Source organism: Shewanella sp. ENK2, from assembly GCF_043568515.1.
Lineage (GTDB): Bacteria > Pseudomonadota > Gammaproteobacteria > Enterobacterales > Shewanellaceae > Shewanella > Shewanella japonica.
The window spans coordinates 1645526-1672461 of sequence record NZ_CP171406.1; the positions used below are offsets into that span (position 1 = coordinate 1645526).

34 protein-coding genes are annotated in these 26936 nt (G+C 43.8%); all 34 read right to left on the reverse strand.

The annotated features are described in order from the left end of the window. Positions 1 to 25: 25 nt before the first annotated feature. Positions 26 to 421 carry a 50S ribosomal protein L17 gene (gene rplQ, locus ACGEDC_RS07175; RefSeq protein ID WP_055026486.1) on the reverse strand — a complete coding sequence of 132 codons (396 nt, stop codon included), beginning with the start codon at positions 419 to 421 and terminating at the stop codon, positions 26 to 28. Positions 422 to 463: 42 nt separating this feature from the next. Continuing rightward, a complete protein-coding gene (locus tag ACGEDC_RS07180) occupies positions 464 to 1453 on the reverse strand; it encodes a DNA-directed RNA polymerase subunit alpha (protein ID WP_055026487.1) in 990 nt (329 codons plus the stop codon). A gap of 24 nt (positions 1454 to 1477) precedes the next feature. Next, positions 1478 to 2098, reverse strand: a complete 621-nt coding sequence (rpsD, locus tag ACGEDC_RS07185; protein WP_055026488.1) for a 30S ribosomal protein S4 — start codon at positions 2096 to 2098, stop codon at positions 1478 to 1480. Positions 2099 to 2130: 32 nt separating this feature from the next. Beyond that, complete coding sequence (gene rpsK / locus ACGEDC_RS07190; protein ID WP_011635661.1) at positions 2131 to 2523, reverse strand: 30S ribosomal protein S11; 393 nt, start codon at positions 2521 to 2523, stop codon at positions 2131 to 2133. A 17-nt stretch (positions 2524 to 2540) separates the two neighbouring features. Beyond that, positions 2541 to 2897, reverse strand: coding sequence for a 30S ribosomal protein S13 (gene rpsM / locus ACGEDC_RS07195; protein WP_055026489.1), 357 nt, complete (start codon positions 2895 to 2897; stop codon positions 2541 to 2543). A 117-nt stretch (positions 2898 to 3014) separates the two neighbouring features. After that, positions 3015 to 3128, reverse strand: a complete 114-nt coding sequence (rpmJ, locus tag ACGEDC_RS07200) for a 50S ribosomal protein L36 (protein WP_006083579.1) — start codon at positions 3126 to 3128, stop codon at positions 3015 to 3017. 21 nt (positions 3129 to 3149) lie between these two features. Further along, positions 3150 to 4490, reverse strand: a complete 1341-nt coding sequence (gene secY, locus ACGEDC_RS07205) for a preprotein translocase subunit SecY (RefSeq protein ID WP_055026490.1) — start codon at positions 4488 to 4490, stop codon at positions 3150 to 3152. Positions 4491 to 4497: 7 nt separating this feature from the next. Then, positions 4498 to 4932 (reverse strand): 50S ribosomal protein L15, encoded by a 435-nt coding sequence (gene rplO / locus ACGEDC_RS07210; RefSeq protein WP_055026491.1) that lies wholly within the window; start codon positions 4930 to 4932, stop codon positions 4498 to 4500. 2 nt (positions 4933 to 4934) lie between these two features. Next, positions 4935 to 5117 (reverse strand): 50S ribosomal protein L30, encoded by a 183-nt coding sequence (rpmD, locus tag ACGEDC_RS07215; protein WP_055026492.1) that lies wholly within the window; start codon positions 5115 to 5117, stop codon positions 4935 to 4937. A 6-nt stretch (positions 5118 to 5123) separates the two neighbouring features. Beyond that, a complete protein-coding gene (rpsE, locus tag ACGEDC_RS07220) occupies positions 5124 to 5627 on the reverse strand; it encodes a 30S ribosomal protein S5 (protein ID WP_055026493.1) in 504 nt (167 codons plus the stop codon). Positions 5628 to 5639: 12 nt separating this feature from the next. Next, positions 5640 to 5990: a 50S ribosomal protein L18 gene (gene rplR, locus ACGEDC_RS07225; RefSeq protein WP_055026494.1), complete on the reverse strand. Its 351-nt coding sequence runs from the start codon at positions 5988 to 5990 to the stop codon at positions 5640 to 5642. 10 nt (positions 5991 to 6000) lie between these two features. Beyond that, entirely contained in the window at positions 6001 to 6534 is a 534-nt protein-coding gene (rplF, locus tag ACGEDC_RS07230; protein ID WP_055026495.1) for a 50S ribosomal protein L6, read from the reverse strand. Between the two features lie 10 nt (positions 6535 to 6544). Then, complete coding sequence (gene rpsH / locus ACGEDC_RS07235; RefSeq protein ID WP_055026496.1) at positions 6545 to 6937, reverse strand: 30S ribosomal protein S8; 393 nt, start codon at positions 6935 to 6937, stop codon at positions 6545 to 6547. A 24-nt stretch (positions 6938 to 6961) separates the two neighbouring features. Beyond that, positions 6962 to 7267 carry a 30S ribosomal protein S14 gene (gene rpsN / locus ACGEDC_RS07240; protein ID WP_055026497.1) on the reverse strand — a complete coding sequence of 102 codons (306 nt, stop codon included), beginning with the start codon at positions 7265 to 7267 and terminating at the stop codon, positions 6962 to 6964. A gap of 10 nt (positions 7268 to 7277) precedes the next feature. Further along, entirely contained in the window at positions 7278 to 7817 is a 540-nt protein-coding gene (rplE, locus tag ACGEDC_RS07245) for a 50S ribosomal protein L5 (protein WP_055026498.1), read from the reverse strand. A 12-nt stretch (positions 7818 to 7829) separates the two neighbouring features. Further along, positions 7830 to 8144 carry a 50S ribosomal protein L24 gene (rplX, locus tag ACGEDC_RS07250; RefSeq protein ID WP_055026499.1) on the reverse strand — a complete coding sequence of 105 codons (315 nt, stop codon included), beginning with the start codon at positions 8142 to 8144 and terminating at the stop codon, positions 7830 to 7832. Between the two features lie 11 nt (positions 8145 to 8155). Beyond that, a complete protein-coding gene (gene rplN, locus ACGEDC_RS07255) occupies positions 8156 to 8524 on the reverse strand; it encodes a 50S ribosomal protein L14 (protein WP_055026500.1) in 369 nt (122 codons plus the stop codon). 217 nt (positions 8525 to 8741) lie between these two features. Further along, a complete protein-coding gene (gene rpsQ / locus ACGEDC_RS07260; RefSeq protein WP_055026501.1) occupies positions 8742 to 8990 on the reverse strand; it encodes a 30S ribosomal protein S17 in 249 nt (82 codons plus the stop codon). After that, complete coding sequence (rpmC, locus tag ACGEDC_RS07265; RefSeq protein ID WP_006083592.1) at positions 8990 to 9181, reverse strand: 50S ribosomal protein L29; 192 nt, start codon at positions 9179 to 9181, stop codon at positions 8990 to 8992. Before rpmC ends, rpsQ begins: the two co-directional genes overlap by 1 nt. Then, the gene (rplP, locus tag ACGEDC_RS07270) at positions 9181 to 9591 is read right to left on the reverse strand and encodes a 50S ribosomal protein L16 (protein WP_055026502.1); all 411 of its coding nucleotides are present in this window, start codon (positions 9589 to 9591) and stop codon (positions 9181 to 9183) included. The genes rpmC and rplP overlap by 1 nt, the downstream gene beginning before the upstream one ends. Before the next feature lie 11 nt (positions 9592 to 9602). Continuing rightward, positions 9603 to 10292 carry a 30S ribosomal protein S3 gene (gene rpsC, locus ACGEDC_RS07275; protein ID WP_055026503.1) on the reverse strand — a complete coding sequence of 230 codons (690 nt, stop codon included), beginning with the start codon at positions 10290 to 10292 and terminating at the stop codon, positions 9603 to 9605. Between the two features lie 12 nt (positions 10293 to 10304). Next, positions 10305 to 10637, reverse strand: coding sequence for a 50S ribosomal protein L22 (gene rplV, locus ACGEDC_RS07280; RefSeq protein WP_055026504.1), 333 nt, complete (start codon positions 10635 to 10637; stop codon positions 10305 to 10307). Between the two features lie 15 nt (positions 10638 to 10652). Beyond that, on the reverse strand, positions 10653 to 10931 hold the full coding sequence (gene rpsS, locus ACGEDC_RS07285; RefSeq protein WP_006083596.1) for a 30S ribosomal protein S19: 279 nt from the start codon (positions 10929 to 10931) through the stop codon (positions 10653 to 10655). A gap of 15 nt (positions 10932 to 10946) precedes the next feature. Then, positions 10947 to 11771, reverse strand: coding sequence for a 50S ribosomal protein L2 (gene rplB, locus ACGEDC_RS07290; protein WP_055026505.1), 825 nt, complete (start codon positions 11769 to 11771; stop codon positions 10947 to 10949). 16 nt (positions 11772 to 11787) lie between these two features. Next, positions 11788 to 12090 (reverse strand): 50S ribosomal protein L23, encoded by a 303-nt coding sequence (gene rplW / locus ACGEDC_RS07295; RefSeq protein WP_055026506.1) that lies wholly within the window; start codon positions 12088 to 12090, stop codon positions 11788 to 11790. Then, positions 12087 to 12692 (reverse strand): 50S ribosomal protein L4, encoded by a 606-nt coding sequence (gene rplD / locus ACGEDC_RS07300; protein ID WP_055026507.1) that lies wholly within the window; start codon positions 12690 to 12692, stop codon positions 12087 to 12089. Before rplD ends, rplW begins: the two co-directional genes overlap by 4 nt. Before the next feature lie 16 nt (positions 12693 to 12708). Further along, the gene (gene rplC / locus ACGEDC_RS07305) at positions 12709 to 13347 is read right to left on the reverse strand and encodes a 50S ribosomal protein L3 (RefSeq protein WP_055026508.1); all 639 of its coding nucleotides are present in this window, start codon (positions 13345 to 13347) and stop codon (positions 12709 to 12711) included. A 27-nt stretch (positions 13348 to 13374) separates the two neighbouring features. Then, positions 13375 to 13686, reverse strand: a complete 312-nt coding sequence (gene rpsJ / locus ACGEDC_RS07310) for a 30S ribosomal protein S10 (protein WP_055026509.1) — start codon at positions 13684 to 13686, stop codon at positions 13375 to 13377. Positions 13687 to 14017: 331 nt separating this feature from the next. After that, a complete protein-coding gene (tuf, locus tag ACGEDC_RS07315; RefSeq protein WP_080917157.1) occupies positions 14018 to 15202 on the reverse strand; it encodes an elongation factor Tu in 1185 nt (394 codons plus the stop codon). A gap of 66 nt (positions 15203 to 15268) precedes the next feature. Further along, positions 15269 to 17365 (reverse strand): elongation factor G, encoded by a 2097-nt coding sequence (gene fusA / locus ACGEDC_RS07320; protein ID WP_065108933.1) that lies wholly within the window; start codon positions 17363 to 17365, stop codon positions 15269 to 15271. 79 nt (positions 17366 to 17444) lie between these two features. Continuing rightward, positions 17445 to 17915, reverse strand: a complete 471-nt coding sequence (gene rpsG, locus ACGEDC_RS07325; RefSeq protein ID WP_055026548.1) for a 30S ribosomal protein S7 — start codon at positions 17913 to 17915, stop codon at positions 17445 to 17447. A gap of 77 nt (positions 17916 to 17992) precedes the next feature. Next, positions 17993 to 18367 carry a 30S ribosomal protein S12 gene (gene rpsL, locus ACGEDC_RS07330; RefSeq protein WP_055026549.1) on the reverse strand — a complete coding sequence of 125 codons (375 nt, stop codon included), beginning with the start codon at positions 18365 to 18367 and terminating at the stop codon, positions 17993 to 17995. Positions 18368 to 18545: 178 nt separating this feature from the next. Then, positions 18546 to 22766 carry a DNA-directed RNA polymerase subunit beta' gene (gene rpoC / locus ACGEDC_RS07335; protein WP_394497401.1) on the reverse strand — a complete coding sequence of 1407 codons (4221 nt, stop codon included), beginning with the start codon at positions 22764 to 22766 and terminating at the stop codon, positions 18546 to 18548. A gap of 81 nt (positions 22767 to 22847) precedes the next feature. Further along, positions 22848 to 26879, reverse strand: coding sequence for a DNA-directed RNA polymerase subunit beta (rpoB, locus tag ACGEDC_RS07340; RefSeq protein WP_394497403.1), 4032 nt, complete (start codon positions 26877 to 26879; stop codon positions 22848 to 22850). Between the last annotated feature and the right edge of the window lie 57 nt (positions 26880 to 26936).

Here is a 26936-nt window from a genome sequence, read left to right on the forward strand (position 1 = left end):
GGTTTTTTAAGTGAGTAATTAATAATTACTCAGCAGCTTCAACTTCAACAGCTTCAGCAGCTTCAGGACGACCTACTAATTCGATGAAAGCCATTGGAGCTTTATCACCGGTACGTAGACCGCACTTTAGAATACGAGTGTAACCACCAGGACGTTCCTGGAAGCGTGGACCCAATTCTGTGAATAACTTACCTACAACTTCAGCGTCGCGGGTACGAGCAAAAGCTAAACGGCGATTTGCAACGCTGTCTACTTTAGCTAGTGTTATCAGAGGCTCAACTACGCGGCGCAGTTCTTTCGCTTTAGCTACAGTCGTCTTGATGATCTCATGACGGACTAATGAGCTAGCCATGTTACGAAACATAGCTTGGCGATGACTGCTGTTGCGGTTTAGTTGACGACCACTCTTACGATGGCGCATGACCTAATCCTTATAATCTTTAATCTTGTACTAACCTGGGACTTATAGGTCGTCTGCTAAACTAGCTGGAGGCCAGTTTTCTAGACGCATACCTAAAGATAGTCCGCGAGACGCTAATACATCCTTAATTTCAGTAAGAGATTTCTTACCTAAATTAGGAGTCTTGAGCAACTCAACTTCAGTGCGCTGTACGAGATCTCCGATGTAATGAATCGCTTCAGCCTTCAAACAGTTGGCTGAACGTACAGTTAGCTCTAAATCGTCGACAGGACGCAACAGAATCGGATCAAATTCCGGTTTCTCTTCGACAACGGCTGTTTCGGTAACATCACGTAATTCAACAAACGCATCTAACTGTTCAGCTAGAATTGTTGCAGAACGACGAATGGCTTCCTCAGGATCGATAGTACCATTAGTGGTCATATCAATAACGAGTTTATCCAAATCAGTACGTTGTTCAACACGTGCTGCTTCTACATTGTAAGCAATGCGAGCAACAGGTGAGAATGAAGCATCAACCAACAAACGACCGATTGGGCGATCATCGTCTTCAGTTTGTGCACGAGCCGAAGCTGGTACATAACCACGACCACGCTCAACGCGGATACGCATGCTGATATCATTGTTACCAGTCAAATGACAGATAACATGATCAGGATTCATGATGGTTACATCGCCATCATGAGTGATATCTGCTGCAGTAACAGGGCCTGTGCCTGACTTACTTAACGTAAGTAAAGCTTCATCTTTACCCTCGATGTTTACTGCTAGACCTTTAAGGTTAAGCAATATCTCTAGGATATCTTCTTGAACGCCTTCCTTACTGCTGTATTCATGCAATACACCGTCGATTTCGACTTCTGTAACTGCACAGCCAGGCATAGACGACAATAAGATTCGACGCAACGCGTTGCCTAATGTGTGACCAAAACCACGTTCTAGTGGCTCTAGCGTAACCTTGGCACGAGTTGGGTTAACCTGCTCTATGTCAACGAGACGCGGTTTAAGAAATTCTGTAACAGAACCCTGCATTGTGTCCTCTCTTGTTTGTTAGCCTTACTTAGAGTAAAGCTCGACGATCAGCTGTTCGTTAATATCCGCAGACAAGTCGCTACGTTCTGGTAGACGCTTGAAAGCACCTTCCATTTTAGCGCTGTCGACTTCTACCCATGTAGGCTTTTCGCGTTGACCAGCCACTTCTAAAGACGCTTTGATACGTGCTTGAGTGCGTGACTTTTCACGGATGCTTACAACATCATTCGCAGACACTTTGAATGACGGAATGTTAACAACACGACCGTTAACCACGATTGATTTGTGGCTTACTAATTGACGTGATTCTGCACGAGTCGCACCAAAACCCATACGATAAACAACGTTATCTAAACGAGTTTCTAAAAGACCAAGTAGGTTTTCACCAGTGTTGCCTTTTAGACGTGCGGCTTCTTTGTAGTAGTTACGGAATTGCTTTTCTAGCACACCGTACATACGACGAACTTTTTGTTTCTCGCGTAGCTGTAAACCGTACTCTGATAAACGTGGCTTACGAGCGCCATGTTGACCAGGTGCAGCTTCAAGCTTACACTTCGAATCGATTGCTCTCACACCGCTTTTTAGGAAAAGGTCTGTACCTTCTCTGCGGCTGAGCTTGAGCTTAGGACCCAAGTATCTTGCCATGATCTTTCTCCAACTATCCTATATACGCAGTGTTATACACGACGCTTTTTAGGTGGGCGACAGCCATTATGAGGGATAGGTGTCACATCGGTAATGTTGGTAATTTTGTAACCAACAGCATTCAGCGCACGGATGGCTGATTCACGACCTGGACCTGGACCCTTTACGAAAACTTCAAGGTTTTTAACACCGTAGTCTTGAGCAGCAATACCTGCACGCTCAGCAGCAACCTGCGCAGCGAATGGTGTAGATTTACGTGAACCACGGAAACCTGAACCACCTGAGGTAGCCCATGACAACGCATTACCTTGACGATCTGTAATGGTGACAATTGTGTTGTTGAAAGATGCATGGATATGAGCCATACCATCTGCAACCTGTTTACGTACGCGCTTACGCGGAGAACGTGACGGAACTTTAGCCATTTTGGTTTACCTTCCCGTTACTTTCTAATTGGTTTACGTGGACCTTTACGCGTACGCGCATTGGTCTTAGTACGTTGCCCACGAAGAGGCAGGCTACGACGATGGCGGAGACCACGATAACAACCAAGATCCATAAGACGCTTGATGTTCATTGAAATCTCACGACGTAAGTCACCCTCTACTGAGTATTTGGCAACTTCTTCGCGTAGAATATCTATTTGAGCTTCGCTCAATTCCTTGATCTTAGCATCTTCAGCGATTGAAGTAGCTGCGCAGATTGCTCTAGCGCGTGTACGTCCAATACCAAAGATAGCAGTCAATGCGATGACTGTATGCTTTTGATCAGGAATGTTAATGCCAGCGATACGGGCCACTATGCACTCCTTAAATGTTAAAGGCCAACTGCGAAAAGCCCGAAAGGATACTCGACAGTCGACAAATTTGCAAACATTATTTGCTCAGCTCAATATTGAGCTGAGCAAATATCTTTTTTAGCCTTGACGCTGTTTGTGTTTTGGTTCAACACAAATCACACGTACAACGCCACTACGCTTGACGATCTTGCAATTACGGCAGATCTTCTTCACGGAAGCTCGAACTTTCATTTCATCACTCCGTTAAAGCAACTAGCGACCAAAGCGATCTAAATTCGCTTTGTTTACTAAGTTAGCTTTCTTCATCACAGACTCATATTGATGTGACATCATATGGGTCTGAACCTGAGCCATGAAGTCCATGATTACGACTACAATGATTAGTAGTGAAGTACCGCCAAAATAGAACTGTACTTTCCACGCAATTAACATGAACTCCGGAATTAAGCAGATAAAGGTAATGTAAATCGCGCCTGCTAATGTCAAGCGGGTCATTACTTTATCAATGTAACGCGAAGTCTGTTCTCCAGGACGAATCCCAGGAATGAACGCACCACTCTTCTTCAAGTTATCAGCTGTCTCACGCGGGTTAAACACCAACGCAGTATAGAAGAAACAGAAGAAAACGATAGCTGTTGCATACAATAATGAATACAGCGGTTGTCCTGGTGACACAGCTAAAGCGAAATCGCTTAACCATGACATAGACTCATTTTGTCCAAACCACTGAGCCAGTGTGCCTGGGAACAAAATTATGCTGGATGCAAAAATTGGTGGAATCACACCCGCCATATTAACTTTAAGTGGTAAATGTGTACTTTGCGCAGCAAACACCTTACGGCCTTGTTGACGCTTTGCGTAGTTAACGACGATACGACGTTGACCACGTTCTACAAATACTACCAAATAAGTTACAGCAAATACGATTACCGCTAATAACAACAGTACCAGTACATTCAAATCACCTTGACGAGCTTGTTCAGCCGTTTGGCCGATAGCAGAAGGTAATCCAGCAACAATACCTGCGAAAATTAATATCGAGATACCATTACCAATACCACGCTCGGTAATTTGTTCACCTAGCCACATTAGGAACATCGTTCCTGTTACTAAGCTGACAACTGCTACAAAGTAAAAACCAAATCCTACATTGGCAACTAGGCCAGGTACTAGGCTTGGTAAACCTGTCGCGATACCGATTGATTGGAGTGTACCCAACACAAGCGTTCCGTATCTTGTGTATTGACTAATTTTCTTTCTTCCTGACTCGCCTTCTTTTTTCAATTCAGCAAGGGCAGGATGAACTACAGTCAATAACTGCATGATAATCGATGCCGAAATATACGGCATGATACCAAGAGCAAAGATAGAAGCACGCTCTAAAGCACCACCCGAGAACATGTTAAACATGCCTAGGATGGTATCTTTTTGTTGAGCAAACAACTCTGCTAACACAGCTGCGTCAATACCAGGAATTGGCACAAACGAACCGGCTCTAAAGACGATAATCGCACCAATCACGAACAGGAGACGAGTTTTCAATTCTGATAAACCGCCTTTCGCGCTTTTTAAATCAAGTCCTGGTTTTGCCATCGACGTATTATTCCTCGATCTTACCGCCGGCAGCTTCAATAGCTGCACGAGCACCTTTGGTTACCTTCAGACCTTTTACGGTCACTGGGCGTTCAATGGTACCTGAAAGAACGATTTTCGCAAACTGTATGTTGCGAGTAATTACGTTCGCATCTTTCAGAGCGTTCAGGTCGATAACATCACCGTTAACTTTTGCTAGTTCGAGTAAACGAACTTCAGCTGAAACCAAAGCTTTGCGCGAGGTAAAACCGAACTTAGGTAAACGGATTTTAAGTGGCATTTGACCACCTTCAAAACCGATACGCACACCGCCGCCAGAACGAGACTTTTGTCCCTTGTGACCACGACCTGCAGTTTTACCTAAACCAGAACCAATACCACGACCTACACGCTTAGGAGCAGATTTAGAACCTGCTGCTGGAGATAGAGTATTTAAACGCATTATTAATCCTCCACCTTAACCATGTAGTAAACTTTATTAACCATACCGCGAACCGAAGGAGTATCTTCAAGTTCAACAGTGTGGCCAATACGTCTTAGGCCTAGACCTAATAAACAGGCACGGTGCTTTGGCAAACGACCAATGGCACTCTTTGTCTGTGTTACTTTAAACGTTTTAGTAGCCATGGTGCATTAACCTCGAATTTCATCAACATTCAGGCCACGCTTAGCTGCAATTTGTGATGGTGACTTCATGTGCACCAACGCATCTACAGTTGCGCGAACGATGTTGATCGGGTTAGTAGAACCGTATGCTTTAGACAGTACGTTATGAACGCCTGCAACTTCCAATACGGCACGCATTGCGCCACCGGCGATAATACCGGTACCTTCCGATGCTGGTTGCATGTAAACACGCGAACCAGTGTGGCGACCTTTAACTGGGTGATGCAAAGTACCACCATTCAGTTCTACAGTTACCATGTTACGGCGGGCTTTTTCCATTGCTTTTTGAATAGCAGCTGGAACTTCGCGCGCTTTACCATAGCCATAGCCAATCTTACCATTACCATCACCTACCACTGTTAGTGCGGTGAAGCTAAAGATACGACCACCTTTAACTACTTTAGAAACACGATTAACTGCAATTAATTTCTCTTGCAAATCGTCTTTCTGCTGAGCTTCTAATTTAGCCATTTTTATAACCCCTTAGAATTTCAGGCCAGCTTCACGAGCTGCGTCAGCTAGTGCTGCTACGCGTCCGTGATACTTGAAACCAGAACGGTCGAATGCAACTGTTGTTACACCTTTTTCGATCGCACGCTCAGCAACAGTTTTACCTACTGCTTTAGCCGCGTCTACGTTACCGGTACTCTTCAGTAGTTCTTTAACCGCTTTCTCAACGGTTGAAGCAACTGCCACCACCTGAGCTTCAGGATTAATAACCTGAGCATAAATGTGACGCGGTGTACGATGTACAACCAGACGGTTCACGCCCAGCTCTTGGATCTTCTTACGAGCGCGAGTAGCGCGGCGTAAGCGAGATGTTTTCTTATCCATATCGCGTTACCTACTTCTTCTTAGCCTCTTTACGGCGTACTTGTTCGTCTGCATAGCGAACACCTTTACCTTTATAAGGCTCAGGTGGACGGTATCCACGAATCTCAGCAGCGACCTGACCAACTAACTGCTTATCAACACCCGAAAGTACGATATCAGTTTGGCTAGGACACTCTGCAGTAACACCTGCGGGCAGTTTGTGAACCAATGGATGTGAGAAACCTAAAGTAAGGTCAAGGTCTTTACCAGCAACTTTTGCACGGTAACCAACACCAATTAACTTTAATTTCTTAACAAATCCTTCAGAAACACCAACAACCATGTTATTTACTAGTGCACGAGCTGTACCAGCTTGAGCCCAAGCGTTAGCAACGCCTTCAACTGGACCAAACGTTAATACGCCGTTTTCTAGAACAACACTTACCGCATTGTTGATTACTCGAGTCAAACTACCTTTAGCACCTTTTACGGTAATAGTTTGTTCGTTTAAGGTCACCTCTACGCCGGCAGGAATAGACACTGGTGCTTTTGCTACACGTGACATACCTAGCTCCTTACGCTACGTAGCAGATAACCTCACCACCCATGCCATTTAGGCGGGCAGCACGATCGGTCATCAAGCCTTTAGAAGTGGACACAATTGCGACACCCAGACCGCCCATCACCTTAGGAAGTTCGTTTTTACCTTTGTAAATACGAAGACCTGGGCGAGATACGCGCTGGATAGTCTCAACGACTGGTTTGCCTTGGAAATACTTTAAAGTGATTTCTAATTCAGGCTTGGCTTCTTCTGCTACGGCGTAGTCAGTAATATAACCTTCGTCTTTAAGTAATTTCGCAATTGCTACTTTTAACTTAGCTGAAGGCATCGTTACCGATACTTTGTTAGCAGCTTGGCCGTTACGAATACGTGTTAACATATCCGCAATAGGATCTTGCATGCTCATATTAGCTTACTCCGTGACAAGTGCTTACCAGCTGGCCTTACGCAGACCAGGAACTTCACCACGCATAGTTGCTTCACGTAGTTTAATACGGCTAAGACCGAATTTACGTAGAACACCATGTGGGCGACCAGTTTGATTACAACGGTTACGCTGACGCGACGCGCTAGAATCACGAGGTAGAGCTTGTAACTTAAGTACAGCATCCCAACGATCTTCTTCAGAAGTATCAGGAGCGCTGATTAAAGCCTTAAGTGCTAAACGCTTTTCAGCATATTTAGCTACGAGCTGTGCACGCTTTGCTTCACGTGCTTTCATAGATGATTTTGCCATTATGCTACCCTTATTTCTTGAATGGGAAGTTAAATGCGTCTAACAAAGCACGACCTTCTTCATCATTCTTCGCAGTAGTAGTGATAACAATATCCATACCACGAATCTTATCGATTTTATCATAATCGATTTCTGGGAAGATGATTTGCTCACGCACACCCATTGCGTAGTTACCACGACCGTCAAACGCTTTTGCGCTTAGGCCACGGAAGTCACGAATACGTGGGATTGCAATGTCAACTAAACGCTCTAAAAATTCCCACATACGCTCACCGCGTAGGGTAACTTTACAGCCAATAGGGTAGCCTTCACGGATTTTAAAACCAGCAACTGATTTACGTGCAACAGTTACAACTGGTTTTTGACCAGCGATTGCAGTCATGTCACGAAGCGCATGCTCCATAACTTTTTTGTCTGCAACTGCTTCGCCTACACCCATGTTAAGGGTGATTTTTTCAATCCGAGGGACTTGCATGACACTGGTATAGCCGAACTTTTTAGAAAGTTCTGCAATAACAGTCTCTTGATATTTATCATGCAGTTTCGCCATCGTTTACTCCGTTTACTTAATGAGTTCACTATTCGATTTAAAGAAACGGACTTTTTTGCCGTCTTCGAATCGGAAACCAACACGATCTGCCTTGCCTGTGGCTTGGTTAAAGATCGCTACGTTTGATGCTTGTATCGGTGCTTCTTTCTCGATAACGCCGCCAGTTACGCCCAATTGTGGGTTTGGCTTTTGGTGTTTTTTAACAAGATTGATGCCTTCAACAATCAACTTACCAGTAGGTAGGACTTGAGAAACTTTTGCGCGTTTACCCTTGTCTTTACCTGCTAGTACAATTACTTCGTCTTCACGACGGATTTTAGCTGCCATTTTGAAGCTCCTTACAGTACTTCTGGTGCCAGAGAGACGATTTTCATAAACTGCTCGGTACGCAATTCACGTGTCACTGGTCCAAAAATACGAGTACCAATCGGTGCAAGGTTTGCGTTAAGCAAAACTGCTGCATTCCGATCGAAGCGAATGACAGAACCATCTGGACGACGTACGCCTTTCTTAGTACGGACTACCACCGCGTTATATACATCACCTTTCTTCGCTTTAGCGCGAGGAATTGCTTCTTTTACAGAAACCTTGATGACGTCGCCGATACCGGCATAACGACGATGAGAGCCACCCAAGACCTTAATACACTGAACTCTACGAGCGCCACTGTTACACGCGACGTCTAGAGTCGATTGCATTTGGATCATTTTAAGTGCTCCGCTATCGTTACTACACAAATCCCAACATTGGGATCATCATTTCGACCATTTTATAAACTAACTTGTAAATTAATTAGGTTAACCTAACTGACAACAATTTAGTCAAAAATGGCGCGCAAGTATAACACCAATATTTTGGATTGCATAGCAGAAAAAAACAAACGGCCCCAATCTTTGGAGCCGTTTACCATAACCTAATGAAAAATTAGGCCTTTGTTACTACTTCAACTAGTGTCCAAGACTTAGTCTTAGAAAGAGGACGACACTGACTAATAGTCACTACGTCACCTTCATTACACTGATTTGTTTCGTCATGTGCATGGATCTTAGTTGTACGCTTAATGTACTTCCCATAAATAGGATGTTTCACTTGGCGTGCAATAGCAACAGTAATAGACTTGTCCATTTTGTTGCTAAGTACTCGACCTTGCAAAGTACGGATTTTATCAGACATTACGCACCTGCCTTAGAAGTAATAATGGTCTTAACACGTGCAATGTTACGACGCACTAATTTCAATTGATTCGTTTGAGTCAACTGACCAGTAGCGTGTTGCATACGCAGGTTAAACTGCTCACGCAGCAGACCAAGTAGTTCAGCGTTAAGTTCTTCAACGCTCTTTTCTCTTAGTTCGCTCGCTTTCATTACATCACCGTCTTAGTTACGAAGGTAGTCTTAATAGGAAGCTTGGCAGATGCTAAAGCAAACGCTTCACGCGCTAACTCTTCAGATACACCATTCATCTCATAAAGAACCTTACCAGGTTGAATCTGACATACCCAGTATTCAACGTTACCTTTACCTTTACCCATACGCACTTCAAGAGGCTTAGAGGTAATTGGCTTGTCAGGGAAAACTCGAATCCAAATTTGTCCTTGACGTTTAATGTGACGTGTCATGGCACGACGTGCAGATTCGATTTGACGTGCAGTTAAACGGCCACGGCCGACTGCTTTCAAACCGAAAGTACCAAAGCTAACTTCAGTACCGTTCGCTAGACCACGGTTGCGGCCTTTGAACATCTTGCGAAACTTCATACGTTTAGGTTGCAGCATTAAAGTTTCTCCTATTTACCACGAGGCTTGCGCTTAGGCTGCTGCTTCGGCTCTTCTAATGCTGGGATGATACCGTCTAGAACTTCGCCTTTGAAGATCCAAACTTTAACACCAATCACACCGTATTGAGTGTGACTTTCAGAAGTAGAATAGTCGATATCAGCACGTAAGGTATGTAGAGGTACACGACCTTCACGATACCATTCAGAACGTGCGATTTCAGCACCGCCTAGACGGCCGCTCACTTCAACTTTGATACCTTGAGCACCAATGCGCATTGCGTTTTGAACTGCACGCTTCATAGCGCGACGGAACATAACGCGACGCTCTAATTGCTGTGCAATACTGTCAGCAACAAGCTTTGCGTCTAACTCAGGCTTGCGGATCTCAGCGATGTTGATTTGAGCAGTAGTGCCTGTAATTTTAGATACATATGCACGTAATACTTCAACGTCTTCACCTTTCTTACCAATCACAACACCTGGACGGGCAGTGTGAATAGTAACGCGGATGCTCTTCGCAGGACGCTCGATAACGATTTTAGATACTGATGCAGCCTTCAATTTCTCAGTGAGATATTGACGAACTTCCCAGTCGCTGTGCAGGTTATTTGCATAATCTGCTTTATCGGCGTACCAAGTAGAGATCCAAGGCTTTGTGATACCCAGACGGATACCATTAGGATGTACTTTCTGTCCCATTGCTCTCTTCTCCTAGCGATCTGATACAACCACAGTAATGTGGCTGGTACGCTTCATGATACGATCAGCGCGGCCTTTGGCACGAGGCATGATGCGCTTCATTGTTGGTGCTTCGTCAACGAAGACTTTACCAACTTTAAGCTCATCGATATCTGCACCTTCGTTGTGTTCGGCGTTTGCGATAGCTGAGTCTAGTACTTTTTTAACCAGTACGGCGGCTTTCTTAGGGCTGAAGGTCAAAATCTCAAGTGCCTTAGAAACAGGCAATCCTCGAATTTGATCAGCAACTAGACGGGCCTTCTGCGCAGACGTACGGGCGTAACGATGTTTAGCTAAAACTTCCATCTTATGTCTCCCGTATTAACGCTTCTTCGCTTTCTTATCTGCAGCATGGCCGCGATAAGTGCGAGTTGGTGAAAATTCACCAAGCTTATGACCGATCATTTCGTCAGTTACGAACACAGGTACGTGCTGACGACCATTATGGACAGCGATGGTCAACCCAATCATATTTGGGATGATCATTGAGCGACGAGACCAAGTCTTAATTGGCTTTTTGTCTCCCGCTTCCATCGCTTTCTCTACCTTCTTCAGCAAGTGTAGGTCAATGAAAGGACCTTTCTTGAGAGAACGTGGCATGGGCGAATCCTCTTACTATTTATTACGACGACGTACAATGTACTTGTCGGTGAGCTTATTACTACGAGTTTTATAACCCTTAGTTGGCACACCCCATGGACTCACTGGGTGACGTCCACCAGAAGTACGGCCTTCACCACCACCATGTGGATGGTCAACCGGGTTCATTGCAACACCACGAACTGTAGGGCGTACGCCTCTCCAGCGTTTAGCACCTGCTTTACCTAACTGGCGTAGCATGTGCTCAGCGTTACCAACTTCACCGAATGTTGCACGACAATCAACTGGTACTTTACGCATTTCGCCAGAGCGAAGACGTAGAGTTGCATATTGGTTATCACGAGCAACAACTTGAACATAAGCACCAGCTGAACGCGCGATTTGAGCACCTTTACCAGGCTTCATTTCTACTGCGTGCACAACACTACCCACTGGGATGTTGCGAAGCGGCATTGCGTTACCAGTTTTGATGTCTGCATCCAAACCAGATTGGATTGCGTCACCAGCTTGCATACCTTTAGCAGCAAGGATGTAACGACGCTCACCGTCTGCGTATAGTACTAACGCGATGTTAGCTGTACGGTTCGGATCATACTCAAGACGTTCGATTTTTGCAGGGATACCGTCTTTATTGCGTTTGAAGTCAATAATACGGTAATGCTGCTTGTGTCCACCACCTACGTGACGAACAGTGATACGACCAGTATTGTTACGGCCACCACTTTTAGATTTCTTAGCCAACAGGCCTGCAAAAGGTTTCCCTTTATGCAAGTCGCTGTTCACCACTTTAACAACGTGGCGACGACCTGGAGAGGTTGGCTTACACTTAATAACTGCCATGATAATTCTCCTTTGCTTACTCAGCGCCGCCAACGAAATCGATGTCAGCACCAGCAGCTAAAGTTACATAGGCTTTTTTCCAATCGCTACGACGACCAACACGGCCACCAGTGCGCTTAGTTTTACCTTTGTTTACCAAAGTGCGGACACTATCAACTTCAACTTCAAAAAGCTTCGCTACAGCAGCTTTAATCTCTGCTTTAGTCGCATCGATTGCTACGCGGAAAACTACAGTGTTGTTTTTCTCAGCAAGCACAGTGCTCTTTTCAGAGATATGTGGAGCAAGAATAACTTTTAGCAAACGTTCTTCGGTGATCATGCTAGCATCTCCTCGATTTGCTTCACTGCATCAGCAGTAACAAGAACAGTGTTAAACGCGATTAGACTAACTGGGTCAAGACCCGCTACGTCACGTACGTCAACCTTGTATAAGTTGCGTGCTGCTAAGAATAAATTCTCATCAACATCTGCAGTAACAATTAGAACGTCTTCTAAGTTCATTTCTTTTAGTTTAGCTTTCAGCTCTTTAGTTTTAGGAGCTTCAACACCAAAAGATTCAACAACGACTAAACGCTCTTGACGTACCAATTCAGAAAGAATGCTTTTTAAAGCACCACGGTACATCTTTTTGTTAACTTTTTGGCTGTGATCTTGAGTTTTAGCAGCGAATGTTACGCCACCGCCACGCCAGATCGGGCCTTTAACACTACCGGCACGAGCACGGCCAGTGCCTTTCTGGCGCCAAGGCTTTTTGCCTGAGCCAGTTACTTCCGCACGAGTCTGTTGAGCACGAGTGCCCTGACGCGCGTTTGCAGCGTAAGCTACAACTACCTGATGAACCAATGCCTCGTTAAAGTCACGGCCGAAGGTAGTTTCGGAAACTTCAAGAGCGCTTTGCGCGTCTTTCAATACCAATTCCATTACTATCTCCTCAGACCTATGCTTTAACGGCTGGCTTGATAATCAAGTCACCATTGGTAGCGCCAGGAACAGCACCTTTTACCAATAACAAGTTACGCTCTGCATCTACACGTACAACGTCTAGATTTTGAGTAGTGACTTGCTCGGCACCCATGTGGCCAGACATTTTCTTACCTTTGAAAACGCGACCAGGTGTCTGGTTTTGACCGATAGAACCATTAGATCTATGAGCCAAAGAGTTACCATGTGTCATATCTTGAGCGTGGAAGTTCCAGCGTTTAATACCGCCTTGGAAGCCCTTACCTTTAGATTGACCAGTAACATCAACTTTCGCTGTATCAGCAAAGATATCAACGTTAAGTTCAGCACCTACTTCAATGCCTTCACACTCACCATCTGCCAAACGCAATTCCCATAAGCCACGACCAGCTTCTACGCCGCTCTTAGCAAAATGACCTGCTTCTGGTTTGGTGATGCGATTGGCTTTTTTGGTACCAGTAGTTACTTGAAGAGCACGGTATCCGTCAGTTTCTAAAGTTTTCACTTGAGTAACACGGTTACCAGCAATTTCAATTACTGTTACAGGGATTGAAGCGCCATCTTCTGTGAAGATGCGAGTCATACCCACTTTACGACCAATAAGACCGATAGCCATCTTTCAAACCTCTTCTAAGGATCTCAATTAACCTAAGCTAATTTGAACGTCGACACCAGCGGCAAGATCTAAACGCATTAATGCGTCTACAGTCTTTTCAGTTGGCTCTACGATGTCAACTAAGCGCTTGTGAGTACGAATTTCGTATTGGTCACGAGCGTCTTTGTTGACGTGCGGAGAAGTCAAAATGGTATAACGTTCTTTACGCGTAGGAAGTGGAATAGGACCACGAACCTGTGCGCCTGTACGCTTAGCAGTTTCAACGATTTCCGCTGTTGATTGATCGATCAGACGATGATCAAATCCTTTCAAGCGGATACGGATTCTTTGGTTCTGCATTGACCAGAGCTCCTAAAATGCACACATAAAAAATCACCCTCTAGCTTCTTCCCATTGGAAAAGCAGAGCGAGATGATTTAACCGTAGACTCCCAATCGGAGTCAATTATGAAAATGAATAACCCTTATGGTTAAACATTATATTACACTGTCTAGGACAGCGAAGGGGAATTATACAGATATCAGATGAGAGATCAACCCCTTCGAACAAAAACTCTTCAATCTAGTTAGTTTGTTCAAGGCGGTGGATTTTACACAGTTCAATTTAAAAAGCAACAGAAACAAAAAAGGAAGCCGAAGCTTCCTTTTTAATGTGTTAACTAACTTCGCTATTAAGCAACGATTTTAGCTACAACACCAGCACCAACTGTACGGCCACCTTCACGGATAGCGAAACGTAAACCGTCGTCCATCGCGATTGGGTAAATTAGAGTAACAACCATCTTGATGTTGTCACCTGGCATTACCATTTCAACGCCTTCTGGAAGCTCGATAGTACCAGTTACGTCAGTTGTACGGAAGTAGAACTGTGGACGGTAGCCTTTGAAGAATGGAGTGTGACGTCCGCCTTCTTCTTTGCTTAACACGTATACTTCTGATTCGAATGTAGTGTGAGGAGTGATTGTACCTGGCTTAGCAAGTACTTGACCACGTTCAACTTCATCACGCTTAGTACCACGTAATAAAACACCACAGTTCTCACCTGCACGACCTTCGTCAAGCAGCTTACGGAACATTTCAACACCAGTACAAGTCGTTTTAGTTGTGTCTTTAACACCAACGATTTCTACTTCGTCACCTACAGTGATGATACCGCGCTCTACACGACCAGTAACAACTGTACCACGACCTGAAATTGAGAATACATCTTCAATAGGTAGTAGGAAAGGCTTATCGATGTCACGCTCTGGCTCTGGGATGTAAGTATCTAGAGCTTCAGCAAGTTCGATGATTTTTGGTTCCCAAGCTGCATCGCCTTCAAGCGCTTTAAGAGCAGAACCTTGGATAACTGGTAAGTCATCACCTGGGAAGTCATATTCAGAAAGAAGTTCACGTACTTCCATTTCTACTAATTCAAGTAGCTCTTCATCATCAACCATGTCACATTTGTTCATGAATACGATAACGAAAGGTACACCAACCTGACGTGAAAGTAGGATGTGCTCACGAGTCTGTGGCATTGGGCCATCAGTTGCTGCTACTACTAAGATAGCACCGTCCATTTGTGCAGCACCAGTAATCATGTTTTTAACATAATCGGCGTGACCAGGACAATCTACGTGTGCGTAGTGACGTGTAGGCGTGTCATATTCGATGTGAGAAGTATTAATTGTAATACCACGCTCACGCTCTTCTGGAGCGTTATCGATTTGTGCGAAATCTTTAGTCTCACCGCCGTATGCTTTCGTCAATACTGCTGAGATAGCTGCTGTTAGAGTAGTTTTACCATGGTCAACGTGACCAATTGTACCCACGTTTACGTGTGGTTTACTACGTTCAAATTTTTCTTTAGCCACGATATATTCCTTTCTTTTCAGAAGTGCTCGATTACGAGCTATATAACATTAGTTAAACACCTAAAATTAGGTGCGTGATTCAATTATCGCATTTGCAATGTTTGATGGTGCATCAGCGTACTTAGCAAACTCCATTGAGTATGAAGCACGCCCCTGAGTTGCACTACGCAAGTCAGTTGCATAACCAAACATTTCTGATAGTGGAACCGTTGCATGAATGATTTTAACACCACCCAAGCCATCGTCCATTCCATCAATAACACCACGACGTCGGTTTAAGTCACCTACTACATCGCCCATATTACTTTCAGGAGTGGTAATTTCCACTTTCATTGTTGGTTCTAGTAACACAGGGCTTGCTTCAAGCGCACCCTTTTTAAAGCCCATTGAACCAGCTATTTTGAAAGCCATTTCATTCGAGTCCACATCATGATATGAACCATCAAATAAAGTCACTTTCACATCGAGCATAGGATAACCGGCTAAGACACCGTTTTTCATTTGCTCTTGAATACCTTTGTCTACTGATGGGATGAATTCACGAGGAACTGCACCACCAACAATTTCATTGACAAATTCGTAGCCTGCACCGTCTTCTAACGGTTCAATCTTCAGCCATACGTGACCATATTGACCACGCCCGCCTGATTGACGTACGAACTTACCTTCAACTTCTACTGATGAGCGAATCGTTTCACGATAGGCAACCTGAGGTTTACCTACGTTACACTCGACATTAAATTCGCGACGCATACGGTCAACGATAATATCTAAATGTAATTCACCCATGCCAGAAATCAATGTTTGAGCTGACTCTTCATCAGTTTCCACTCTAAAAGAAGGATCTTCTGCAGCTAGCTTTTGTAGTGCAATCCCCATTTTATCTTGGTCTGCTTTAGAGCGAGGCTCAACGGCAATGGTAATAACAGGTTCTGGAAACTCCATTCGCTCTAGAATCACTTTGTGATCGTTTGCGCAAAGAGTATCGCCAGTTGTCACTTCTTTTAGACCAATCGCCGCTGCAATATCACCTGCACGAACTTCTTTAAGCTCAGTACGGTCATTTGCATGCATTTGTACAATCCGGCCAACACGTTCACGTTTCTGTTTAACAGAATTATAAACCGCTGCACCCGACTCTAGTACGCCTGAATATACACGGATAAAGGTCAAAGTTCCAACAAATGGGTCAGTCGCAATTTTAAACGCTAATGCAGCAAATGGTGCATTATCGTCTGATGGGCGCTCTACTTCATTTTCGTTCTCGTCAACACCCTTAATAGCAGGCACTTCGATAGGAGCAGGAAGGTAGTCAACAACCGCATCCAAAACCGCTTGAACACCTTTGTTCTTAAATGCAGAACCACAAGTTGCTAATACGATTTCGTTGTTAATTGTGCGCTGACGTAATGCTTGCTTAATATCTGCTTCTGGTAATGTGCCTTCTTCAAGGTACTTTTCCATCAGTTCATCAGATGCTTCAGCAGCACTTTCCACTAGATACTCATGCATCTCTTCAGCCTTAGCTAAAAGATCTGCGGGAATTTCTTCATAAGTGAAAGTGGTTCCTTGATCTTCTTCAGACCAGTTAATCGCTTTCATCTTAATTAAATCAATAACCCCTTTGAAGTCCTCTTCTGCGCCAATATTCAATTGAATTGGAACACAAGTAGCACCTAAGCGATTACGGATTTGGTCGATAACACTATCAAAGTCAGCACCTGCACGGTCCATCTTATTGACGAACACCATACGAGGTACTTCATACTTGTTGGCTTGACGCCATACAGTCTCTGATTGAGGCTCTACGCCTGATGAACCGCAGAAAACAACTACAGCGCCATCTAGTACACGTAATGAACGCTCAACCTCAATAGTGAAGTCGACGTGACCAGGGGTATCGATGATATTAATACGATGTTCAGTGAATTGAGCTTCCATACCACGCCAAAAGGTGGTTACTGCAGCAGAAGTGATAGTAATACCACGTTCCTGCTCCTGTACCATCCAATCTGTCGTAGCAGCGCCGTCATGCACCTCACCGATTTTATGAGACAAACCGGTATAGAACAGAACACGTTCTGTTGTGGTAGTTTTACCTGCATCCACATGAGCAACAATACCAATATTACGGTAACGCTCAATTGGGGTTGTACGAGCCACTATTTATACCCTCTCAACTAAAGTTATCACTTTAGAAAATATCAACAATATGGAGCGAGCGAATGCCCGCTCCATCAAATTACCAACGGTAATGAGCAAAGGCTTTGTTAGCTTCAGCCATGCGATGCACGTCTTCACGCTTCTTAACAGCAGTACCTTTGTTTTCAGATGCATCTAGCATTTCACCTGCTAGACGTAGAGCCATAGATTTTTCACCACGCTTGCGAGCAGCTTCAACTAACCAGCGCATCGCTAGTGCGTTACGACGCACTGGACGAACTTCACATGGTACTTGATAAGTAGAACCACCAACACGACGAGATTTAACCTCGACTGAAGGGCGAACATTATCAAGAGCTGCTTCAAGGATAGTTAGATGATCTTCGCTTTTCTTTTCAGCGACAACATCTAATGCCTTGTAGATAATTTTTTCAGCAGTTGACTTTTTACCGTCAACCATAATGACGTTGATGAACTTGGCCAGCAACTCACTTTTAAACTTTGGATCTGGTAGGATTTTACGTTGTCCTACAACGCGACGTCTTGGCATAACAATTCTCCGTATGCTTCAGGTATTTCCAAAACTGGAATATTTTTAACTAGCTTGGCCTTACTTAAACGGACAAGTTATGACTTAGGACGCTTAGCACCGTACTTAGAACGGCCTTGGCGACGAGCACTAACGCCAGCACAATCTAATGCACCGCGGATAGTGTGGTAACGCACACCCGGTAAGTCTTTAACACGACCGCCACGGATTAGAATTACACTATGTTCCTGCAAGTTGTGACCTTCACCACCGATGTACGAAGTAACTTCGAAACCGTTAGTTAAGCGAACACGTGCTACTTTACGTAGAGCAGAGTTAGGTTTTTTAGGTGTTGTAGTGTACACACGAGTACAAACACCACGTTTTTGTGGACACGCATTTAACGCTGGCACATTAGTCTTTTCGACTTTTGGCGAGCGTGGCTTACGTACCAACTGGTTTACAGTTGCCATGAATAGCTCCGTTCAGTTGAATAATCTCAACAATTTTGTGTGAAAAATCTATATCCCACTATGATGGGACGCGAAAGTTTAGAAAGGTATTGGCCAACTGTCAAGAAATAGACAACTTTTCGTGCAATTCCCAATAAAAAAGGCGCCAAAGGCGCCTTTTTTTAACATAACGTTTACTTTAGTCGGCACTTCCGGCCAAGTTAAGTAAGTCAGCTAAGTTCTTCTCTGCTTCACTTGCAGTGATAACCGGTGCTTCTACACCTTCATCTTTAACATTAGCACGCGCTTCGTTACGAGCATTGTGATATGCATAACCTGTACCTGCAGGGATTAGACGACCAACGATTACGTTTTCTTTCAGACCACGTAATTGGTCACTCTTACCACCTACAGCAGCTTCTGTAAGTACACGAGTCGTTTCTTGGAACGATGCCGCTGAGATGAACGATTCAGTAGCCAAAGAAGCTTTGGTAATACCTAGTAATTCACGCTCGAACTTCGCAGGTGCTTTACCTTGAGCTTCAAGCTCACGGTTAGCAATCTTCACGCGAGATACTTCAGCTTGTTCACCGACTAAGAAGTTCGAATCACCTGCATCAGTGATTAGGCACTTACGAAGCATTTGGCGAATGATAACCTCAATGTGCTTATCATTGATTTTTACACCCTGTAGACGGTAAACGTCTTGGACTTCATCAACAATATAGTTAGCAACATGATGGATACCACGTAAACGTAGGATATCGTGCGCAGCTTCTGGGCCGTCAGCGATAACTTCACCACGTTCAACTTTTTCACCTTCGAACACGTTAAGGTTACGCCATTTAGGGATCATTTCTTCGTAATGTTCACCGCCATCAGCTGGGCTGATAACTAAACGAACCTTACCTTTAGTCTCTTTACCAAACGAGATGGTACCTGAGATTTCAGCAAGAATAGCGGGTTCTTTAGGCTTACGCGCTTCGAATAAGTCAGCAACTCGTGGCAGACCACCAGTAATATCGCGAGTTTTAGACGATTCTTGAGGAATACGTGCTAAAGCATCACCAACATTAATTTGCGCATTATCGTCTTTAGAAACAATCGCATTGCCCGGTAAGAAGTATTGCGCTGGTACGTCTGTACCAGGGATCATAAGATCGTTACCCGCCGCGTCGATTAGACGGATAGCAGGACGCATTTCTTTACCAGCGGTAGGACGTGCACCAGCATCAATAACAACAACAGAAGATAGACCGGTTAAATCGTCTGTTTGACGCGTCATAGTAACGCCTTCAATCATATCAACGAATTTAACACTACCAGCAACTTCAGAGATAATAGGATGCGTATGTGGATCCCAGTTAGCAATGATAGCGCCAGAAGTTACTTCTGAATCTTCAAGTTGTTCTAATACGGTACCGTAAGGAACACGATAGCGTTCTTTCTCACGACCTAACTCATCGATAACCGCAATTTCAGATGAGCGCGATACGATAACCAGTTTATCATCGATACTCTTAACGTATTTCGCATTATGAAGTTTCAATGTACCGTTATTCTTAACTTGTACGTTGTTTTCTGCAGAGTCACGAGATGCAGCACCACCAATGTGGAAAGTACGCATCGTAAGCTGTGTACCTGGCTCACCAATCGACTGAGCAGCAACAACACCAATCGCTTCACCGTGGTTAATAATATGACCACGTGCTAAATCACGGCCGTAACAAGCAGCACAAACACCAAAGTCTGTGTCACAAGAAATTACTGAACGAACAATAACTTCATCAACACTGTGCTCTTCTAGAAGATCACACCATGACTCGTCTAGTAATGTGTTACGTGGCGCAAGTACTTTTTCAGTACCAGGCTCTAATACATCAACAGCGACAACACGACCTAGAACACGTTCACGAAGCGGCTCTTTAACATCACCACCTTCAATCAACGGCTTCATGGTCAAGCCTTCTTCTGTTCCACAGTCATCTTCAATAACAACTAAATCTTGTGCAACGTCAACAAGACGACGAGTTAGATAACCCGAGTTAGCTGTTTTCAGTGCGGTATCGGCAAGACCTTTACGCGCACCGTGAGTAGAGATGAAGTATTGTGATACGTTCAAACCTTCACGGAAGTTAGCAGTAATTGGGGTTTCGATGATTGAGCCATCTGGCTTAGCCATCAGACCACGCATACCAGCTAACTGACGAATCTGTGCAGCACTACCACGAGCGCCCGAGTCAGCCATCATATAGATGCTGTTAAACGAATCTTGCTCTTCTTCTTCACCATCACGATTAATAACAACTTCTTTTTTCAAGTTGTCCATCATCGCTTTAGAGATCTTATCGTTGGTGCTTGCCCAAATATCGATAACTTTGTTGTAGCGCTCACCAGCTGTTACAAGACCTGATTGGAACTGCTCTTGAATTTCAAGCACTTCACGTTCAGCTTCTTCAACTAAGGTATATTTCTCGTCCGGAATTACCATATCGTTGATACCAACAGAGGCACCAGAGATAGTTGCGTAACGGAAACCGGTATACATTAATTGGTCAGCAAAGATAACAGTATCTTTTAGGCCTAATGCACGGTAACAAGTGTTCAGCAATTTAGAGATTTGCTTCTTACCCATGTTTTGGTTTACCAAATCAAATGGTAATCCTTCAGGTAAGATTTGCGATAACAACGCACGACCAACTGTAGTATCTACAATCTTACGTGTTTGTACTTTCTCGCCATTAGCGTCAATTGATGTTTCGGTTAAGCGAACTTTTACACGTGCATGCAATTCTGCTGCACCTGTTGCATATGCTTTTTCTACTTCATCAACAGACATGAAAGTCATGCCCTCACCGCGACCGTTAACACATTCACGGCTGGTGTAGTAAAGACCTAGTACCACGTCTTGAGAAGGCGTGATTACTGGCTCACCATTCGCAGGAGAAAGAATGTTGTTAGTCGACATCATTAACGAACGAGCTTCTAATTGAGCTTCAAGCGTTAATGGTACGTGCACTGCCATTTGGTCACCATCGAAGTCGGCGTTATATGCCGCACATACTAATGGGTGCAATTGGATTGCTTTACCTTCAATAAGAACTGGTTCAAATGCTTGAATACCAAGTCTATGAAGTGTTGGTGCACGGTTAAGCATGACTGGATGTTCACGAATTACTTCGTCTAGTACATCCCATACTTCAGCCTGTTCGCGCTCAACCATTTTCTTAGCAGCTTTAATCGTCGTAGCTAGACCACGACCTTCTAGCTTGCCATAGATGAATGGTTTGAATAGCTCAAGTGCCATCTTCTTAGGAAGACCACACTGATGCAGACGTAAAGTAGGACCTACGGTAATAACCGAACGACCAGAGTAATCTACACGCTTACCAAGTAAGTTCTGACGGAAACGACCTTGCTTACCTTTGATCATATCAGCCAAAGATTTAAGCGGACGTTTGTTAGAACCTGTGATAGCACGACCACGACGACCATTATCTAATAGTGCATCTACAGACTCTTGTAACATACGCTTTTCGTTACGTACGATAATGTCTGGTGCAGCTAGGTCTAATAGACGCTTAAGACGGTTGTTACGGTTGATTACACGACGGTAAAGGTCGTTCAAATCAGATGTAGCAAAACGTCCGCCATCTAGTGGAACTAGAGGACGTAAATCAGGTGGCAGAACAGGTAAAACTTTTAAGATCATCCACTCAGGCTTGTTGCCAGAAGTGAAGAATGCTTCCATCAGTTTAAGGCGCTTAGTGACCTTCTTACGACGGGTTTCAGAGTTAATTGACGGTAACTCTTCACGCATTTGATCAATTTGTTCTTCTAAATTGATTGCACGTAGCAAGTCTAAGACTGCTTCTGCACCCATTTTAGCTTCGAACTCGTCACCGTATTCTTCTAATGCATCAAGATATGTTTCTTCTGTCAGCATCTGGCCGCGTTCAAGGCTGGTCATGCCAGGCTCGATCACAACGAATGATTCAAAATACAGTACGCGCTCAATATCACGTAAAGTCATATCAAGCATCAAACCGATACGACTCGGAAGTGATTTCAAGAACCAAATATGGGCAACTGGGCTTGCAAGATCAATATGACCCATACGCTCACGACGTACTTTAGTCTGTGTAACTTCAACGCCACACTTCTCACAAATAACACCACGGTGCTTCAAACGTTTGTATTTACCACACAAACATTCGTAATCTTTTACAGGACCGAAAATACGCGCACAGAACAAACCTTCACGTTCAGGCTTGAAAGTACGGTAGTTAATGGTTTCTGGCTTTTTAACTTCACCAAAAGACCAAGAACGGATCAGGTCAGGCGAAGCCAAACCAATTTTGATGCCGTTAAATTCTTCAGTCTTGCTTTGCTGTTTAAGAAACTTTAATAAGTCTTTCACGTTTCTCTCCTGAAGGAGTTAAACCAGATGCTTTGCTAAGCAAAGCATCCTTGGTTACCAAACATTGCTTAAGAGCGATGCTTACTCTTGATCCAACTCGATATTAATACCAAGTGAACGAATTTCCTTCAACAATACGTTGAAAGACTCAGGCATGCCTGGGTGCATCTGATGGTTACCGTCGACGATGTTTTTATACATCTGAGTACGACCGTTAACGTCATCTGATTTAACCGTTAGCATTTCCTGAAGAGTATATGCAGCACCGTATGCTTCTAGTGCCCATACTTCCATCTCACCGAAACGCTGACCACCGAATTGAGCTTTACCACCCAATGGTTGTTGTGTAACTAAGCTGTACGAACCGGTAGAACGGGCGTGCATCTTGTCATCAACTAAATGGTTCAGTTTGAGCATGTACATGTAACCAACAGTTACTTTACGCTCAAATTCGTTACCGGTACGGCCGTCACATAATGTTAACTGGCCTGAGTCAGGTAAGCCTGCAAGTTCAAGCATTTGCTTGATTTCTTTCTCTTTAGCACCATCGAAAGCTGGCGTAGCAACTGGTAAACCACCTTTAAGGTTTTTAGCCAGACGCAATACTTCATCGTCAGTGAATGAGTTGATGTCGACATTCTGAAGAACTTCGTCACCTAATTCATATACCTGGCGGATGTAGTCGCGCAGTTCAGCAAGCTCACGTTGCTCTTCAAGCATAGCAGTAATTCGATTACCGATACCCTTAGCAGCAGCACCTAAGTGAACTTCTAGTACCTGACCAATGTTCATACGCGAAGGTACGCCCAATGGGTTAAGTACGATATCAACTGGATCACCAGTTTCATCGTATGGCATGTCTTCGATAGGACAAATCTTAGAGATTACACCCTTGTTACCGTGACGACCCGCCATCTTATCACCAGGTTGGATAGTACGTTTAACTGCAAGGTAAACCTTAACAATCTTTAGTACGCCTGGAGCTAAGTCATCACCTTGGGTGATTTTACGACGTTTAACTTCGAACTTCTTATCGAAGTCAGCTTTAAGCTCTTCATGTTGCTCGGCTAATTGCTCAAGCTCAGTTTGCTTAGCTTCATCATCAATAACTTGAATTAATACATCTTTACGTGGTAATTCAGCAAGCTTAGCTTGTGAGAAACCAGCAGATAGTAATAAGTTACGTGCACGGCTCAAAACACCTTCTTCAAGGATTTCGAACTCTTCGCCTAAATCTTTACGCGCTTGGGCAACATGCATCTCTTCAATTTCAAGAGCACGTTTATCTTTTTCGATACCGTCACGAGTGAAGACTTGTACATCGATGATAGTCCCTTTAACTGAGTTAGGAACACGTAATGAACTGTCCTTAACGTCAGAAGCTTTTTCACCGAAAATTGCACGCAATAGCTTTTCTTCTGGAGTCAGTTGAGTTTCACCTTTAGGTGTCACTTTACCAACTAGAATGTCGCCGCCTTTTACTTCTGCACCAATGTAAACAATACCTGACTCGTCTAATTTAGACAGAGCAGATTCACCTACGTTTGGAATATCAGCAGTGATTTCTTCGCTACCTAATTTCGTATCACGAGCAATACATGAAAGCTCTTGGATATGAATAGTAGTGAAACGATCCTCTTGCGCTACGCGCTCAGAGATTAAGATCGAATCTTCGAAGTTATAACCGTTCCAAGGCATGAATGCGATACGCATGTTTTGACCTAGGGCCAAGTCACCTAAATCGGTAGACGGGCCATCGGCTAATACATCACCACGAACAATAGGATCACCAACAGAACAACAAGGACGTTGGTTAATACAAGTGTTTTGGTTAGAACGAGTGTATTTAGTTAAGTTGTAGATATCGATACCAGCTTCACCTGGAGTCAATTCTGCTTCGTTAACTTTCACTACGATACGGCTAGCATCAACATAGTCGATAACACCGCCACGCTTCGCAGCGACAACAACACCTGAGTCAACAGCAAGAGTACGCTCAATACCTGTACCAACAAGCGGCTTATCAGCACGTAAAGTAGGAACGGCTTGACGTTGCATGTTTGCACCCATCAATGCACGGTTAGCATCATCGTGTTCTAAGAACGGAATAAGTGATGCCGCAACAGAAATAATCTGTTGTGGTGAAACATCCATATACTGGATATCAGCAGCACGCATAAAGGTAGATTCACCTTTATGACGACATGCGATTTGTTCTTCAAGCATACGATTTGAAGAATCAATCTCGATGTTTGCCTGTGCAATCACATAACGGCCTTCCTCGATTGCTGATAAGTATTCAACTTCATCAGTAACCACACAATCAACCACCTTACGGTAAGGTGTTTCTAGGAAGCCATAAGAGTTAGTACGAGCGAAACTTGCTAAAGAGTTAATTAGACCAATGTTTGGTCCCTCTGGCGTTTCAATCGGACATAAACGACCGTAGTGAGTTGGATGTACGTCACGTACTTCGAAACCAGCACGTTCACGTGTTAAACCACCAGGACCAAGAGCAGAAATACGACGCTTATGCGTTACTTCTGACAACGGGTTGTTTTGATCCATGAACTGTGACAACTGTGAAGAACCAAAGAATTCTTTCACTGCCGCAGAAATAGGCTTGGCGTTGATTAGATCTTGTGGCATAAGCTCATTCAGATCGCCTAGAGATAGACGTTCACGAACAGCACGCTCAACACGAACTAGACCAACACGGAATTGGTTTTCAGCCATCTCACCAACGCTACGAATACGACGGTTACCTAAGTGGTCAATATCGTCGACTTCATCGTAACCATTACGGATTTCGATGATTTTCTTCATAACGTGTACGATGTCTTCTTTAGACAGTACGCCAGCACCTTCATCTTCAGAAATCTCAAGACGACGGTTGAACTTCATACGACCTACTTTAGATAGGTCATAACGCTCTTCACTAAAGAACAAGTTCTGGAATAAGCTTTCAGCAGCATCTTTGGTTGGTGGCTCACCAGGACGCATCATACGGTAGATTTCAACTAATGCTTCAAGGCGGTTAGTTGTAGAATCAATACGTAATGTGTCTGAGATATATGCACCATGATCAAGATCGTTGATAAATAATGTATCAACTTCTTTAATACCCGCTAAAGAAAGTTTAGCTAGGTCTTCAAGGGTGATTTCAGCATTTGCGCTAACTAATACTTCACCAGTATCTTCATCAATGTAGTCTTGTGCAGCGAACTTACCAACGATGTAATCTACTGGTACTTCAAGCTCAGTAGTGTTGGTTTTTTCAAGCTGCTTAATGTGACGTGCAGTAATACGACGGCCAGCTTCAACTAAAAGCTTACCTTCAGAATCTTTGATGTCGTAACTTGCAGTTTCGCCACGTAGACGATCTGGCACAAGTGCCATAACAAGTGAATCTTGCTTAATTTTGAACTCAATACGTTCAAAGAATAAATCCAAGATTTCTTGAGTAGAAAATTCAAGCGCACGTAAGATGATAGTCGCAGGTAATTTACGACGACGGTCAATACGTACAAATAATGAATCTTTTGGATCGAATTCAAAGTCAAGCCATGAACCACGGTAAGGAATAATACGTGCGTTATAAAGCACCTTACCAGATGAGTGGGTTTTACCACGGTCATGATCAAAGAAAACACCCGGAGAACGATGTAATTGAGAAACAATTACACGCTCAGTACCATTAATTACAAAAGTACCGTTCTCAGTCATCAATGGGATATCACCCATGTAGACTTCTTGTTCTTTAATATCTTTGACTGTGCCTGGTGCAGCTTCACGGTCATAAAGAACCATACGCAATTTAACGCGTAGTGGTGCCGAATATGTAACACCGCGGATCTGACACTCTTTCACATCAAAAACTGGCTCACCTAGCTTGTAACTGACATATTGCAGTTCAGAGTTGCCAGAAAAGCTCTTGATGGGAAAAACGCTACGGAAAGCAGCTTCAAAGCCACGTTCACCCGTAGGATCTTGATCGGTGAATTTCTTAAAAGAGTCTAATTGAATAGACAACAAATACGGAATATCCAAAACTTTTGGACGTTTTCCAAAGTCTTTACGAATACGCTTCTTTTCAGAATAGGAGTAAACCATGGGTTTCCTCTACTTACGAGATGTGACCAAGACTGAAATAATTCTAAGATTAAATCA

What these genes read in the sequence shown, in the direction of transcription:
- rplE (WP_055026498.1), bottom strand. Translation starts at nt 7,817, where the DNA reads ATGGCGAAACTGCATGATAAATATCAAGAGACTGTTATTGCAGAACTT.
- rplW (WP_055026506.1), bottom strand. Translation starts at nt 12,090, where the DNA reads ATGATCACCGAAGAACGTTTGCTAAAAGTTATTCTTGCTCCACATATC.
- rplR (WP_055026494.1), bottom strand. Translation starts at nt 5,990, where the DNA reads ATGGATAAGAAAACATCTCGCTTACGCCGCGCTACTCGCGCTCGTAAG.
- rpsD (WP_055026488.1), bottom strand. Translation starts at nt 2,098, where the DNA reads ATGGCAAGATACTTGGGTCCTAAGCTCAAGCTCAGCCGCAGAGAAGGT.
- rplN (WP_055026500.1), bottom strand. Translation starts at nt 8,524, where the DNA reads ATGATCCAAATGCAATCGACTCTAGACGTCGCGTGTAACAGTGGCGCT.
- rpsS (WP_006083596.1), bottom strand. Translation starts at nt 10,931, where the DNA reads ATGCCACGTTCTCTCAAGAAAGGTCCTTTCATTGACCTACACTTGCTG.
- rpsC (WP_055026503.1), bottom strand. Translation starts at nt 10,292, where the DNA reads ATGGGACAGAAAGTACATCCTAATGGTATCCGTCTGGGTATCACAAAG.
- rpoB (WP_394497403.1), bottom strand. Translation starts at nt 26,879, where the DNA reads ATGGTTTACTCCTATTCTGAAAAGAAGCGTATTCGTAAAGACTTTGGA.
- rplF (WP_055026495.1), bottom strand. Translation starts at nt 6,534, where the DNA reads ATGTCACGTGTAGCAAAAGCACCAGTGTCTATTCCTGCCGGCGTAGAG.
- rpmJ (WP_006083579.1), bottom strand. Translation starts at nt 3,128, where the DNA reads ATGAAAGTTCGAGCTTCCGTGAAGAAGATCTGCCGTAATTGCAAGATC.
- rplO (WP_055026491.1), bottom strand. Translation starts at nt 4,932, where the DNA reads ATGCGTTTAAATACTCTATCTCCAGCAGCAGGTTCTAAATCTGCTCCT.
- rpmC (WP_006083592.1), bottom strand. Translation starts at nt 9,181, where the DNA reads ATGAAAGCGAGCGAACTAAGAGAAAAGAGCGTTGAAGAACTTAACGCT.
- rpsG (WP_055026548.1), bottom strand. Translation starts at nt 17,915, where the DNA reads ATGCCAAGACGTCGCGTTGTAGGACAACGTAAAATCCTACCAGATCCA.
- rpsQ (WP_055026501.1), bottom strand. Translation starts at nt 8,990, where the DNA reads ATGTCTGATAAAATCCGTACTTTGCAAGGTCGAGTACTTAGCAACAAA.
- rplD (WP_055026507.1), bottom strand. Translation starts at nt 12,692, where the DNA reads ATGGAATTGGTATTGAAAGACGCGCAAAGCGCTCTTGAAGTTTCCGAA.
- rplB (WP_055026505.1), bottom strand. Translation starts at nt 11,771, where the DNA reads ATGGCAGTTATTAAGTGTAAGCCAACCTCTCCAGGTCGTCGCCACGTT.
- rpsJ (WP_055026509.1), bottom strand. Translation starts at nt 13,686, where the DNA reads ATGCAGAACCAAAGAATCCGTATCCGCTTGAAAGGATTTGATCATCGT.
- rplV (WP_055026504.1), bottom strand. Translation starts at nt 10,637, where the DNA reads ATGGAAGTTTTAGCTAAACATCGTTACGCCCGTACGTCTGCGCAGAAG.
- rpsE (WP_055026493.1), bottom strand. Translation starts at nt 5,627, where the DNA reads ATGGCTAAATTAGAAGCTCAGCAGAAAGACGATTTGCAAGAGAAATTA.
- secY (WP_055026490.1), bottom strand. Translation starts at nt 4,490, where the DNA reads ATGGCAAAACCAGGACTTGATTTAAAAAGCGCGAAAGGCGGTTTATCA.
- rplP (WP_055026502.1), bottom strand. Translation starts at nt 9,591, where the DNA reads ATGCTGCAACCTAAACGTATGAAGTTTCGCAAGATGTTCAAAGGCCGC.
- rpsN (WP_055026497.1), bottom strand. Translation starts at nt 7,267, where the DNA reads ATGGCAAAATCATCTATGAAAGCACGTGAAGCAAAGCGTGCACAGCTC.
- rpsK (WP_011635661.1), bottom strand. Translation starts at nt 2,523, where the DNA reads ATGGCTAAAGTTCCGTCACGTTCTCCGCGTAAGCGCGTACGTAAACAG.
- rpsH (WP_055026496.1), bottom strand. Translation starts at nt 6,937, where the DNA reads ATGAGCATGCAAGATCCTATTGCGGATATGTTAACACGTATTCGTAAC.
- rplQ (WP_055026486.1), bottom strand. Translation starts at nt 421, where the DNA reads ATGCGCCATCGTAAGAGTGGTCGTCAACTAAACCGCAACAGCAGTCAT.
- rpmD (WP_055026492.1), bottom strand. Translation starts at nt 5,117, where the DNA reads ATGGCTACTAAAACGTTTAAAGTAACACAGACAAAGAGTGCCATTGGT.
- rplC (WP_055026508.1), bottom strand. Translation starts at nt 13,347, where the DNA reads ATGGCTATCGGTCTTATTGGTCGTAAAGTGGGTATGACTCGCATCTTC.
- ACGEDC_RS07180 (WP_055026487.1), bottom strand. Translation starts at nt 1,453, where the DNA reads ATGCAGGGTTCTGTTACAGAATTTCTTAAACCGCGTCTCGTTGACATA.
- rpsL (WP_055026549.1), bottom strand. Translation starts at nt 18,367, where the DNA reads ATGGCAACTGTAAACCAGTTGGTACGTAAGCCACGCTCGCCAAAAGTC.
- rplX (WP_055026499.1), bottom strand. Translation starts at nt 8,144, where the DNA reads ATGGCAGCTAAAATCCGTCGTGAAGACGAAGTAATTGTACTAGCAGGT.